Annotated in this window: 8 protein-coding genes; 7 read left to right on the top strand and 1 reads right to left on the bottom strand. The window is 34.3% G+C overall.

Going from position 1 to position 14055, the window contains the following annotated elements:
• Positions 1-45: 45 nt before the first annotated feature.
• Positions 46-1146, bottom strand: a complete 1101-nt coding sequence (locus MQX03_RS00520; protein ID WP_242800536.1) for an SIR2 family protein — start codon at positions 1144-1146, stop codon at positions 46-48.
• A 370-nt stretch (positions 1147-1516) separates the two neighbouring features.
• Between MQX03_RS00520 and MQX03_RS00515 the strand changes: the two genes are divergently transcribed.
• From MQX03_RS00515 to MQX03_RS00485, 7 genes are all read left to right on the top strand, one after another.
• Positions 1517-4000, top strand: a complete 2484-nt coding sequence (locus tag MQX03_RS00515; protein WP_242800534.1) for a DUF5686 family protein — start codon at positions 1517-1519, stop codon at positions 3998-4000.
• Between the two features lie 310 nt (positions 4001-4310).
• Positions 4311-5057 carry a hypothetical protein gene (locus MQX03_RS00510; protein ID WP_242800532.1) on the top strand — a complete coding sequence of 249 codons (747 nt, stop codon included), beginning with the start codon at positions 4311-4313 and terminating at the stop codon, positions 5055-5057.
• A gap of 198 nt (positions 5058-5255) precedes the next feature.
• Positions 5256-6731, top strand: coding sequence for a PhoX family protein (locus MQX03_RS00505; protein WP_242800530.1), 1476 nt, complete (start codon positions 5256-5258; stop codon positions 6729-6731).
• 66 nt (positions 6732-6797) lie between these two features.
• Positions 6798-8609: a cytochrome-c peroxidase gene (locus MQX03_RS00500; protein WP_242800528.1), complete on the top strand. Its 1812-nt coding sequence runs from the start codon at positions 6798-6800 to the stop codon at positions 8607-8609.
• A gap of 117 nt (positions 8610-8726) precedes the next feature.
• Positions 8727-11141 (top strand): hypothetical protein, encoded by a 2415-nt coding sequence (locus tag MQX03_RS00495; RefSeq protein ID WP_242800526.1) that lies wholly within the window; start codon positions 8727-8729, stop codon positions 11139-11141.
• Positions 11142-11184: 43 nt separating this feature from the next.
• A complete protein-coding gene (locus MQX03_RS00490; protein ID WP_242800524.1) occupies positions 11185-11421 on the top strand; it encodes a hypothetical protein in 237 nt (78 codons plus the stop codon).
• A gap of 142 nt (positions 11422-11563) precedes the next feature.
• Positions 11564-14017, top strand: coding sequence for a DUF5686 family protein (locus MQX03_RS00485; protein ID WP_242800522.1), 2454 nt, complete (start codon positions 11564-11566; stop codon positions 14015-14017).
• The last annotated feature ends 38 nt before the right edge of the window (positions 14018-14055 follow it).

Here is a 14055-nt window from a genome sequence, read left to right as displayed (position 1 = left end):
AATTTTGTTGAATAAGAATTAGGTAAGTATTGATGTATATTTACATTAATGACCTGCATTTAAATTTTCCTCTATGTATTTTTTTGCACCACCTAAATGAAAATCTATATTTCTATTTCCGAAAAATGTTTTATATCTCATTTTCATATTCTTGATAACTTCACTTTGTTCTTCTCCGTAATCAACGACATCAATCGTAGCATTGTCTCTTACCATTCTGGATAAAAGCTGTCTCATTTCAAAATCTGCAGATGGTAATGAATAACCAATAAATACAATTTTTTCAGCTTCAGATAATTCTATACCTGCGTTTTGCCATATTAATTTATATTGAGGGTTAGATAAATCTTTCAAAAAAGTTGGCATTATTAAATTTGAACTTAATTTATGGGATGCTAAATATTCGAAATTTTTATTACAATGTCTACAAGTGTCGTTAGTGTCAACTGAAATTTTTTGATGGAAGTGTACATATAGCCTTTGACATCTTGGACACTGCAACCAATTTAATGACCCATGTAATTTGAGTAATTTCACATTAAACCCGCCAGCACCAAGTACTTCTAATCCTGGCTTAATGGTTTCGTCATCTTTGTTATAGGAACTAATATAACAGCAATAATCAACGACTCCTTTTGGATCAGAATGATCTCTATCTAAGATACATTTAATTGAATTATCAAGTAATATGTCCCAGTTAGTACTTATTACACTTATCACATCATGATCTCTGTATTTATTTTTAGCTCTAATCGAACATTGTTTTACCATATATTCTGCAAAATAATCTATGTAATCTTTATTTGACGTTCTTAATATTACTTGTAAAGTTTTTCCAATTAAGTAATAGATAACATTTCTTATCTTTTTAATTTCATACGTATTTAGATTTCTAAATGACGTATTATCTAATAATGCTCTATCAATTGGAGTGAAAATGTCTTCCAATGGAACTTTTGTATGAAGATGTAATGGAATATTAAGTGTTACTGTTAAAAATTCAACAAATTGATTAATAGAATTCACTTCAAATTCAAAAGGATTTCGGTCATGAATTTCAAAAATTTTTTCTACTATTTTTTCCTGAGAAGGAGCTCCAGCGCTCATGGAAAATCCAGCTCCTAAGATATACACTGTTTTGTTCATATGGTTTTAGTTTGTTTAGTTTGAATTACAACTTCCTAAAAATAAATAATATCTACAAACAAAACAATTTTATTTCAACCCTAAATGAAAAGAGCAGAGGCTCATGTTCTCGATACAAAATTATTCTTCAAATAATTTTTACTCGAACTGACGGAGCTCATATATTTAGAAATAGTATTTATTTTTCATAAAGCCTTAAAATCTCTTAAATAAATTTCCATTTATCCTCACACCGAGAATTGAAAAACCTAACAATCATTTGTATATAAAGCAAATACAGCAGATTATTATTTTTAACAAAAGATTATATTTTCTGTTGTGGTTTTGTAACCTTCTTATCAATAGTTTTGTCTTATTAATAAAAAACTCAATGACCAAACTTCTATCTCCGTTCTTTTTATTTTTCACGGTGTTCTATTTCGGGCAGACTTCACTGAAAGTTTTCAGTAAAGCCGATAAAAAACCTATTCGTGATGCAGCCGTTTACTGCGACGATAATCTTTTGGGTAAAACCAATTTTGACGGCGTTTTATCTTTTAAAACAAAATGTAAGAAAGTTGAAATTCTGGCGAGCAATTTTGAAGATGTGACCGCTGATGTGAAAAAATCTATGGAAGTGGCAATGCAGCCACTTTCTGAAAAACAGAACAATATCGACCGAGTGGTAATCACCGATAAAAGTGACCCAAGAGCGTTGAGAATTTTGGACGAATTGAATAAAAGAGAGAAAGAAAACTCACCAAAATCTTTAGATACTTACAATTTCAAATCGTATTCTAAATTTTCGATTGATGTCGATCAAGATTCAATTGATACTTTTAAAAATTTCCTCGCCACGAGAAAAGATTCTCTTTCTAAGGTTGACAAATCTGAATTTAAGCAAAAAGAAAGTGAAAAGAAGGATTCCCTGATCGGCGAAGATCTGCTCGACGCTTCACAGGAAAGTCAGATGTTTCTTTGGGAAAAGGCGACGGAGTACAAATATTCTCAGAAGTTCGGGGAGAAAACCAATATCATCGACAACAGAATGTCGGGTTTTAAAAACCCGATTTATGAAGCGGTGGCAATTAATCTTTCGCATCTAGACCGAACTCCACGACAGCTAAGACCGGAAAACAGAAAGCTTTTTAATTATTATCTATCAGATACTTTGCAGTTGGACGGCAGAAAAACCTACGTCATTAAGTTCAAGGAAATCACCGACAAGAAGAAGCAAAACCCGAGAAAGTTTAACGGGAAAATCTATGTGGATTCTGAAACCTATGCCCTGAAAAAGTTTGAAAGCGCCAGTAAAAAGAAAAGCGAAGCCGACATTGTCTCAGTCTGGAAACCGATTGACGGAAAATGGTTTCTGGATTATGAAGATATTAAACTGAAAATGGGCGACCAGACATTTAATACTTCAAAAAAAGACAGCGTAAAAACCGATACTTTGAAAAAAGGCCAAAAACTGAGCGACCGAAAAAAGTACAACCAAAAAACTTTTGGAAATTATCTCTACGTAAAAAACCGTTTCTTCGATTTTCAGTTAAACGAGACGCAGAAAGCATCAGAATTTAAAGGCTATTCTCTTGAGATGAAAAACACTGACGGAAGTTTGCTTCAGCAATACAGAACCGACAGTTTGACTGCAAGAGAAAGCGCAACCTACGTGAAAATCGACAGCTTTGTACAGAAACATGATTTTGAAAAGAAACTGAGCTTTCTGACCCAACTGATGCGAGGAAATCTACGTTACAAAATGATTGATTTTGACCTGACTAAATTTTTCAGCTACGATAAATATCAAGGTCTTCGTTTGGGAGCCGGTGTCAAACTGAATGAGAAATTCAACAAAACATTTTCTCCGGATGGATATTTCGGATATGGTTTTAAAGATCACACCTGGAAATACGGTTTGGGATTAGACATGAAACTGTCTTCCAAAAGAACTTCTGTTTTTAGAATCGATTATGTAGATGATGTCTTTGCAGCAGGAAGATTCAGCAATAACATGTGGGATATGATGATGAAAGTGAATGACCTGAATCTGGATTTGCACAATGCCAATTTTTATAAAAATCAAAAATGGGGAGCGTCTTACTTATATGACATTTCCAACTCATTAAGTATGAAAATTGCCGTGAACAAAGAGAAACAAGAGGCTCTTTTTGATTATCAGTACAAGAATCTTGGAAACCGTTTTGACAATGTGAGCACTACCCTTTCTTTAAAATACTCACCAAACGATAAAAACATTATGACGCCAAGCGGAAAGTACACCTATGAAAAAGGATTTCCGCAAGTTTACATGAATTTCGAAAAAGGAATTGATGCTTTGGGCGGAGATTTAGATTATTACAGAGTCGATGCGTTGATAATTCATCAGTTCAGATCGAAACTGGGAGTCACCAATCTGAAACTTTTCGGTGGAATTTCTTCGGGAACTGCTCCTATCTGGAAAAACTTTGAGATTGCAGGTCAGAATGACAGAAATCCGGAACATTGGTACTCAAACATCAACACGCCGAATAATCTAGCTTTTGCAACGATGCCTTCGGGAACTTTCTTTGCCGATAAGTTTGTGGCATTTAAGATTTCACAATATTTACCGTTCAGATTTAAAACGATTGGTTCGAGATATTCAAACATCGAACTGGAATATCAATCTGCCATCGGAGATTTCAAAAACAGAGGCCACCATCAGTTTGATTTTCAGGTTTTGGATCACTATTATCAGGAAGTTGGGGTAATCTGGAATCGATTTTTAGGAAGAAGTTTCGGGGTTGGGTTTTCTTACAGATTGGGACATTATCAGACGTCGCAGTTCAAGGATAACTTTGGGATTAAATTGAGGTTTAATGTTTTGAATTAATTATTTTCTGATTATTTATTTTAACGCAAAGTGCGCAGAGATTTTTTTAACAGTTGGCTGTTTTTAAGTTACACAAAGCCGTTCCACTTATAAAAGTTCACTAAGTTTTCAATTTGAGATATTTTTCAACATTAAGATTTTTTAAGTTCTTTAGAAATTTTAAGCTTAGCGTTGCTTTAAGAATATTGCTAAAAAATCTGTGAAAATCTGTGCGATCTGTGGGACAAATAAAATTTCAAAAACATTAATTTAACGAAGTAGGAACTTTTTGGTTTCTGTTTTGTTGTTACCTTGCCTTAAAATATTATTTATGAAAAACATTCTCGTTATCTTTTTTACCTCGTTGATGCTGATTGCGTGTCAAACGAAAGAAGACAAAGTTCAGGATTTTGTCAAAATGTACAACAACTCATCCTCAATGATGATTAACCAAATGATTAAATCGACCAAAGCAAGTTCTACCTCACCGGATTTGGTTAACATCGATGTAACAACGACTTACCAAAGTGGTGACATGGAAAGTGATCTGGTCAGCAAATCTCTTCCTGATTTGATTGCTCAGGCTATTAAAAGTGAAAAAATCGGTAAAGAACTTTTTGAAAGTGGCGTAAAATTTAACCTGAAAGTTCACAGTGCAGATTCGAAAGTGATTATCGATAAAACAATCGACGATAAAAACCTGAAAGAATCGGTTGATTTTAACGCTATTGCTAAAGGAGAAAAACCAAGCACGGATGATTTAAACCAAATTTTAGAAGCATTTAATAAAAACTTACCTATTGTTGATCCGGCAACAGGAACTAAAATCGTGAGTATAAAAGCGGATGCAGAAAAAAATCTTATTTATACCAACGAAGTTCCGGACAGCTATATTCCGATGTTGAAATTAGAAGGTTCAGATAAAATGATGAAAGAAGAAATGATCAAAACACCTCAAGTTCAGCAGGTTTTCCAACAGACGGCTGTTCTGGGAGTGAACAATCTGAAATATGTCTACACCGATTCTAAAGGAAAAGTGATTAAAGAAATTGTGATTTCTAAAAGTGATTTGAAATAAACAGTTAATTTTTTAATTAAATATACTAATGTCGGTTCATTCCGGCATTTTTTATTTGTATTCATTCTAATTATTGAAGTTCCCGTAACAATATGAACGTAATCCTATATTAAAGTTAATTTTTTTATGTTCTCGCTGTAACCTTAAGTTCATACTAGACTCATAGTTTTGTCACAACCTAAAACTATAGAAAGTATTATGAAAATTTCTCAATCTATTGCTGTATTATTTTTATCAGCAGCGGTGTTCACGAGTTGTAATGACGACAAAGACAACGCCGAGAATCCGGTGAACGAAAACATTAAACTTGAAAATTTTTCAAAAGAACCTGCTTTCGCATTCGGAATGACTGGTTTTGAGAATTTAAATATTACGACATTGATTTCAAGTTCAGATGTTTTGGCTGGAAGTCCAAACTTTGTATTTGCAGGTCAGCCAGATGGAATGGGAATCATGAAAGATCCCGCTTCAGACGGATATTTGATGATTACCAACCATGAAATCACGCAGTCGGTTTCAAGAGTTTATTTAGATAAAACATTTAAGCCTGTAAAAGGAGAATATATTTTAAACGGAATTGGTGGTATGACAAGATTGTGTTCTGCAACTTTGGCAACGCCTCAGGAACATGGTTTCAGCGCATTCTTAACTGCGGGAGAATCTGGTGAGGAAAGTATGGTTCACGCGATCAATCCAATGGCTGCTGCATCTCAGGCTTCAGACCAGACAAGAGTAAAACCTGCATTGGGAAAAGCCTCTATGGAAAATGCGGTTCCGCTTCCTAAAGATGTATCTAACGGAAAATCTTATATCTTAATCGGTGAAGATCAATCCTACTCTACTTCTCACCAATCTGCTGGTCAGCTAATCATGTATGTTGCCAATACTCAAGGAGATCTTGACAATGGAAAGTTATATTCATTAAAAAGAACCAACAACAATACAACTGAAACCAATATGACCAAAGGTTCTCAGTATGATGTAGAATTTGTTGAAATCACCAATGCTAAAAACCTTACCGGAGCACAGATCAATCAGAAAAATTTAGATATCAATGCGATCCGTTTTTCAAGAGTTGAAGATGTAGATTACAGAAAAGGTGCAGGAAAAGGGAGAGAAATTTACTTTACAGCAACCGGAGAATCTTCAGATGGTGTGAACCCAAAACCGGGATTGACGATGTGGGGAAGAGTGTACAAATTGGTTTTAAATGAAAGCAATATGCTGACAGGAAAACTGGAAGTTGTCGCAGAAGGAGATTCAAACCCTGGAAACAACCTTATCAATCCTGATAACCTTTGTGTGACAGAAAATTTCGTTTACATTCAGGAGGACGGAGATTCTTACTACACCGCTGCAAATCATGATTCTTACATTTGGCAACTGAACATCAGCACAAAGCAGTACAAACCGTGGTTAAATATGAAGCATAACAGAAATGATACGGCATGGCAGACTGCTTACAACCAATCTGGAAATTTAAGTAAATTCGGATCTTGGGAATACGGAGCAATGATTGATGTTTCAGATATCATCGGTGTTCCAAACACTTTTGCGGTAAATATTCACTCTCACACTTGGCAGAAAGATGCTTTCAAAAATGCTGACGGCGCGGGTGTAAACACGAACAAAGAAGGTGGTCAGATCATTCTGATCAGAAACGTTCAAAAATAATTTTTATAACCATTAATTAAGCAAAGTATCAGTAGAGTTTTCTCTATTGATGCTTTTTTATAAGCAATGAAATTTATTCTCAAATATCCTCTCGCCATATTTCTCATTCTCACCTTTGTTTTCTTTGGAATTTTGCAGTGCCAAACAGATAAAAAACCAATCGTCAACGATTTGACTGCTGTAAAGAAAGAAATATTTAAAAATAATGTTGAATTTTTGAGACAGACCAACGAATTGATGACTTTGGTTTCAAAAGATGCTGACAATACAATTCTTCAGGAGAAATTTCAGCAACTCAGAAAAACCTACAAAAAAATGGAATGGGCGGTAGAATATTTCCTCCCAAACACTGCAAGATTCATGAATGGTCCGGCTCTTCCGGAGATTGAAATGGAAGAACATACCGAAATTGAACCAGAAGGCCTTCAAGTTATCGAGGAAATGATCTATCCGTATAAAAAGCAGAAAAAGGACGAACTGATCAGAATTTTAAAAAAGCTCACCAACAAAAGCAATACGATAAAAGCTAATTTTCTGGTCATTACGATTAGCAAAGATCAGGTTTTTGACGCTTTAAGACAGCAGGTTTTTAGGATTTCTAGTTTGGGAATTGCAGGCTTTGACACACCCATTTCAGGAACATTTTTAGAGGAAATGCCTTTTGCTTTGGAAGGTGTACAATGGACTTTAGAACAAATTTCAACAGAGAAATCTAAGCAAAAATCTTTAAAACAAATCATCAGTGAAATCGTTACTGCTAATGGAATTTTAAAGAAAAATTCAGATAAAGATACTTTTGATTATATTCATTTTATTCCCGATCATTTAAACAAAATATCGACTTTACTTCTTCAGTTTAAAAAAGAAGAAAACATTCCTGATATTGAAATAACATCGGCTTTAAATAAAAATGCATCGACTTTCTTTTCGAAAGACGCCTTCAATCCCAATGCTTTTGTTCCCGGAAAGGAATATGAAATGTCACCAGAAAAAGTAAGTCTCGGTAAACAGCTTTTCAGTGATAAAATTCTTTCCAACAGCAATTCGAGAAGCTGTGCGACCTGTCACATTGCTGAAAAAGCATTCACCGACGGTTTAGAAAAATCAATGTCGCTGGACAATGTGGCACTGCAGAGAAATACGCCTTCACTGAACTATTCTCCTTTTCAGCACGGACAGTTTTGGGATATGAGAAAAGATGATCTCGAAGGACAAAGTTCTGACGTGATTACGAATAAAGAGGAAATGCACGGCGATATGAATGCGATTATTGCTAAGATCAATCAAGATAAAAAATACCAAAAAGATTTCGAGAAAATTTACAAAACAAAAAAGACCGAAGTTTGGCAGCTGCAGAATGTTTTGGCGAGCTACATTCGTTCTTTAGCAACATTTAATTCAAATTTTGATGAATACATGCGCGGAAAACCATCTGCTATGACCGAAAAACAGAAAAAAGGATTTAATCTTTTTGTAGGAAAAGCGCAGTGTGCAATCTGTCATTTTGTTCCGTTGTTTAACGGTACTGTTCCACCCAATTTCAATAAAACCGAACAGGAAGTTTTGGGTGTTGCAGAAAACGCATCAAACAGAAAGATTGACCGTGATCTAGGCCGAGGTAAATTTCATGAGACGGTGGCATTTCTTCAGAATTCATTTAAAACTCCGACGCTTAGAAACATTAGCAAAACTGCTCCGTACATGCATAATGGCGGCTATAAAACTTTAAAAGAAGTCATGGACTTCTACAATAAAGGTGGTGGAAAAGGTTTAGGATTATCGATTGAAAATCAGACGCTATCAGACTCAAAACTTAATTTAACCAATCAGGAAATTGATGAAATTATTGATTTTATGGGTGCTTTAAACGACAAATAAACAATTCCCGAAGTCATTCGGGAATTTGTTTTTCTGAAATAAATTGAATTACAAAACTTCGTTTCAAAAACTTTCTTACCCAAAGAAATATCAGTAATTTTGTGGTAGATTTTTTTCATGAAAAGAGGGCTTATTTTTATATTTCTGTGGATGTTTGTTTTTGGTTTTTCGCAATCAAAACTCACAGTAATTAACGAAGCCAAAGGAACACCTATTCCCAACGCCATTATTTCATGCAACGATAAATTCTTAGGAACAACAGACGATAACGGATTTTTGGAATTTAAATCTAAATGTAAAAACATACAGATTAAAGCGGCCAATTATTTCAAAGAAAGTGCAATAGTTGAAGATGAAATGACCGTTACCCTCATCAATACTTCATCGAAAACACAATCCATAGAAACCGTTATTTTAGAAGACAAAAGTGATCCAAAAGCACTTGAAATTTTAAGAAAAGTAAATCAGTTTTTTAAAAGTAATTCTCCCCGGAGTTTAGATTCTTACACTTACAAATCTTACGATAAAATCTCGTTAGACATCGATCAGGACAGCATCTCTGTGTACACAGAAATTTTCAACAACAATTTTAATCTTTTCAAAAAGCAGAAAGCCAAAGATTCTATTAACGATGTTTCGGCGCGAAGAATATTTTCTAAAAGTAAATTATTTCTTTGGGAACGCGCTCAGGAATATCTGTACTCAAAAAAATATGGTGAAAAAGTAAATATTCTGGACAATCGTATTTCAGGACTGAAGCAACCGATTTATGAACTAATTGCCTTACAGGGAAACCGAGATAAAATTCCGGAACAGATCAAGCCGGAAAACCGTGGTCTGTATCGCTTCTATTTGACTGACACGATTGAAGTTGAAGGCAGAAAAAACTTTGTGCTCCGATTCCGTGAAGTCAGTTATAAGAAATCGGTGAAAAGGAGAAAATTCAGCGGATATTTGTATATCGATATCGATACGTATGGCATCAAAAAAATAGAAAGCATCAGTAAAGATAAGAACGATGGTAACATTACAAGTACATGGATTTTCTTCAATAATAAATGGTTTCTGTCTGAAGAAAGCATAAAACTGAGAATGAGCCGAATGATGATGAATAGTGCAGAATCAACTTCAAATTCTGAAAATCATTTAAAAAAACATAAAAATAGCTTTGGAACCTATGCCTATCTGAGTTCGAAATATTTTGATTACGAATCTCCGATTGAAGAAAATCAAAAAGACTTCAAAGGCTATACTTTTACCGTAAAAAATGCTGACGGAAAAACGCTTCAGAAATACAGAACCGAACCTTTGTCTGATCGAGAAAAAAATACCTATTTCGTCATTGACAGTTTAGGAAAAAAATACAATGTAGACCGCAAAGCCAGAATTTTAACCGGTTTAATTAACGGACAGGTTCGTTCTGGAAGTTTCGATTTTGATATTGGTGAAATCATCAATTATAACTTATACGAAGGTTTCAGACTGGGTTTAAAAGGAAAGCTAAATGAGAATTTCAATCCTTATTTTTCGCCGGATTATTATTTTGCGTACGGTTTGAGTGACGATAAATTTAAGTATGGAATTGGGCTCGACATCAAAACGACACTCGATAAAAACTCTTTCTTTAGAATTGAATATTATGATGATGTGAACTCTTCCGGTGAGTTTTACCGCAGACTATGGACGTTTAGAATGCGGATGATGAACTACGGAAACAACATCAACAACGATAAATACTACCGATACGAAGGTGCTTCTGTATCTTATCTAAATGACGTCACCAATGGTTTGACATTGGCATTTGCCGCAAGAAGAAATACGGAAGAAGCAAAATTTGATTATAATTTCAGAAACAGCGGTGCAACTTTTGAAAATTTCAATACATTGGTTACCTTGAAATACTCTCCGAATTCTACCAACATCATGACGCCGCAGGGAAAATCTCTGATTGATCAGAAATATCCTGAGCTGTATTTTAATTTTGAACAAAGTTTTAAAGCGTTAGGTGGAGATTTTAATTATACTCGTTTTGATGCATTATTTGTGCAGAATTTTAAAACCGGTTTGGGAACTACAGGCCTCAGATTATATGGCGGATTGGTTTTAGGGGAAGCTCCAATTTGGAAACATTTTACAATGAATGGTCTGGCGTCGCCGAGTCGTGACATTAATTTTAACCTTACTTCCTATTTGGGATTTGCCACGTTGGAAGGCGGAAAATTTTATAATGATAGGTTCGTCGCCTATTATTTAACGCATAGATTACCCTGGTATTTTAAAAGCATCGGGCAGAATGTTTCGAGTTTAGATTTTGTTTTAAGAGGAACCATCGGTGATATGAAACATCCCGAATATCATGATTTCAGGTTCAGAAAATTAGATCATCTGTATCAGGAAGTTGGATTGGAATGGAATAATTTCCTTTCTTCGTACTTTAATTTAGGCGTTTTTTACAGAGTCGGATATTACACAACATACAATTTTAAACAGAATTTTGCATTTCAGTTTAAATTAAAGCTTTTGGAGTTTTAAAATAAGTAATCGGTAATGATTAATAAATAATGAAAAGAAATCAATGAAAAAAATAGAAATAAAAGCAGAACAGTTTTTCGAATTATTGAGATTAAAAGATACTTCAATGTGGGCAATTTTCTCCCAAATGATCGATGGTGAAGAAAAAGAAATGATTTTCTTAGACAATGAAGACAAAATTTTATTCAATTATATCTTGCCCGACAATCAGGAGCAACTAGAAGAAGACAGAATAAAATTCTCTAAAGAATTTGCCGAAAAACAGGCACATCTCAACTAATAATTAATTTACATTAAGAATTTTTAACATCTGCGGCACTTTATTTGCCATAGCTGATTTGATTTACATGATTTTCAACTTAAAATAAAAAGAAAAGAAAATTCATCACCAGCCAATCAAATTTAATCGTTAGAAATTCTTTATGAAAAAATTGTATTTATTGCTGTTATCACTCGGATACATCAGCACTTTCTCACAGTCGAAAATCGTCGTTAAAAGCTCAGGAGATCAGTCTGTGATTTCTAATGCTTCAGTGACCTGCAATGATAAATTGGTCGGAAAAACCGATGCCTCTGGTACGCTCACCTTCAGAACAAAATGTAAAAAAGTAGAAGTTTCAGCAAAAGGTTATTTTGAAGATGATGTGGTTGTGGATAAAGTAATGGAGGTTTTTTTATCGAAAGCCGATCCTAAAACTCAAAGTATCCAGACGGTAATTCTCGAGGATAAAAGTGATCCCAGAGCTTTAGAAATTCTGAGAAAAATCAATGACAATTACAAGCAGAATTCTCCGTTAAGCTTAGATTCTTATTCATTTAAATCGTATGAAAAAATTTCTCTGGATTTTGATGAAGACAGCATTAAAGCCTACAACACATACATTGCCAACCGAATTGACTCTTTAAAAAGTCTTCCACAGCAGCCAATGAAAACTCAGGAAAGAAAAGATTCTCTAGAATCTGTCAACCTGATGAAATTGGTTGGGAAAAGCAAAATGTTTTTGTGGGAAAGAGCTTCACAAAGTTTATATTCAAAAAAATACGGTGAGAAAACCAATATTTTAGATAATAAAATTGCAGGTTTAAAAGAACCTATCTACGAATTGATGGCTTTCCGTTCCAACAGAAATGTGATTCCAAAAGAAATCAGAGAAGAAAATAGAAATCTTTACCGCTTTTTCCTGACTGATTCGATTGAAATTGAAGGAAGACAAAATTATGTGATCAGGTTCCGTCAGGTTGGTTACAAGACAACTGCTGACAGTAGAAAATTTAACGGATATATCTATGTAGACAAAGAAAGTTATGCCCTTAAAAAAATCGAAAGCAATAGCAAAATCAGAAGCGAAGGCAGCATCACCAGTATTTGGAAACCTATTGAAAACAAATGGTTTTTGGTGAAAGAAAACTACAAACTCAAAATGGGATCCACTTCTTTCGACAGCGATGATAAATCTGATAAAAAGAAAACCAAAGAAGAAAAAGAGGCGGAAAAAAGTGCCAAAAAGAAATTTGGAAGTTATGCATTTGCGACTGCAGATTATTTCGATTTTAAAACACCTATTGAAGAAAAACCACAAGACTTTAAAGGCTACACGATTGATGTAAAAAACTCTGACGGAAAGTTGATTGATCAATATCGTACTGAAAACCTTACTGATCGTGAAGTAACGACTTACTCTAAAATTGACAGTTTAAGCAACAAATATAAGCTTGACCAAAAAGCAAAAGCTTTGACAGGTTTATTAAAAGGAAAAGTAAGACTGGGAATTGTAGATTTTGATTTGGCGAAATTAATTGGTTATAATAAATATGAGCATTTCCGTTTTGGAGCAGGAGCAAAACTGAACGAAAAATTCAATAAATATATTTCTCCTGACGCTTATTTTGCTTACGGAATTTATGACAAAGACTTTAAATACGGAGCCGGAGTTGACGTTCGTACTACTTTGAACAAAAATTCGTTTTTCCGTGTAGAATATTTTAATGATGTGATGGCAGCAGGTCGTTTCTCAGAAAACTTGTGGAATTTCAGAATGAAAATCATGAATTCTGGAGTTGCTCTGAACAATGGTGTTTTCTATGGCTATGAAGGGTTTAAAGTAAGTTATGAAAATGACATCACGAATGGCTTAACCGTAAATGTTTCGGCGAAAAAAACTCAGGAAGAATCTAAATTCGCCTATAATTTTAAAGGTTTGGGGAGCAAGTTTGATATTGCATCATCAACAATCACTTTAAAATATTCTCCCAATTCAAAGAATATCATGACACCAACTGGAAAATATACCTACGAGCAAAACCTTCCGGAATTATACCTGAATTACGAACAGGGATTTAAAACGTTAGACGGAGATTTTAATTTCAGCAGATTTGATGCTCTTTTCGTTCATAATTTTAAAACGAAATTAGGAGTTACCGGCATCAGAGCTTACGGCGGAATCATTACTGGCGACGCACCGATCTGGAAAAATTTCACAATGAACGGTTTAGGAAACGGACATGGCGGATTAAATTTTAATCTGACTTCATACTTAGGTTTTGCCACAATGGAAGGCGGGAAATATTATAACGATAAATTCGTTGGTGCATATTTGACGCACAGATTGCCTTGGTATTTTAAAAGTTTTGGAAAGAACGTTTCAAGCTTTGACTTCATTTACAGAGGAACGATCGGTGATATGAAAAACAAGGAATTCCATCAGTTTGAGTTTGAAAAACTGGATCATCTGTATAACGAACTGGGTTTAGAATGGAATAACTTCCTATCCTCACAATTTAACCTAGGATTTTTCTACAGAGTAGGACATTACAATACACCGAAATTCAAAGATAATTTCGCCATTCAGTTTAAATTGAAACTATTAGGATTTTAATATAAGTAATTGGCAATCAATAACAAAAACCGGAGCAA

Source organism: Chryseobacterium aahli, assembly GCF_022699665.1.
Taxonomy (GTDB): Bacteria; Bacteroidota; Bacteroidia; order Flavobacteriales; family Weeksellaceae; genus Chryseobacterium; species Chryseobacterium aahli.
The sequence above is the reverse complement of the archived record's forward strand: the minus strand, read 5'-3'. Positions and strand labels throughout refer to the sequence as shown.

Coding starts and splice junctions, on each gene's coding strand:
- MQX03_RS00520 (WP_242800536.1), bottom strand. CDS start 1,146: ATGAACAAAACAGTGTATATCTTAGGAGCTGGATTTTCCATGAGCGCT.
- MQX03_RS00515 (WP_242800534.1), top strand. CDS start 1,517: ATGACCAAACTTCTATCTCCGTTCTTTTTATTTTTCACGGTGTTCTAT.
- MQX03_RS00510 (WP_242800532.1), top strand. CDS start 4,311: ATGAAAAACATTCTCGTTATCTTTTTTACCTCGTTGATGCTGATTGCG.
- MQX03_RS00505 (WP_242800530.1), top strand. CDS start 5,256: ATGAAAATTTCTCAATCTATTGCTGTATTATTTTTATCAGCAGCGGTG.
- MQX03_RS00500 (WP_242800528.1), top strand. CDS start 6,798: ATGAAATTTATTCTCAAATATCCTCTCGCCATATTTCTCATTCTCACC.
- MQX03_RS00495 (WP_242800526.1), top strand. CDS start 8,727: ATGAAAAGAGGGCTTATTTTTATATTTCTGTGGATGTTTGTTTTTGGT.
- MQX03_RS00490 (WP_242800524.1), top strand. CDS start 11,185: ATGAAAAAAATAGAAATAAAAGCAGAACAGTTTTTCGAATTATTGAGA.
- MQX03_RS00485 (WP_242800522.1), top strand. CDS start 11,564: ATGAAAAAATTGTATTTATTGCTGTTATCACTCGGATACATCAGCACT.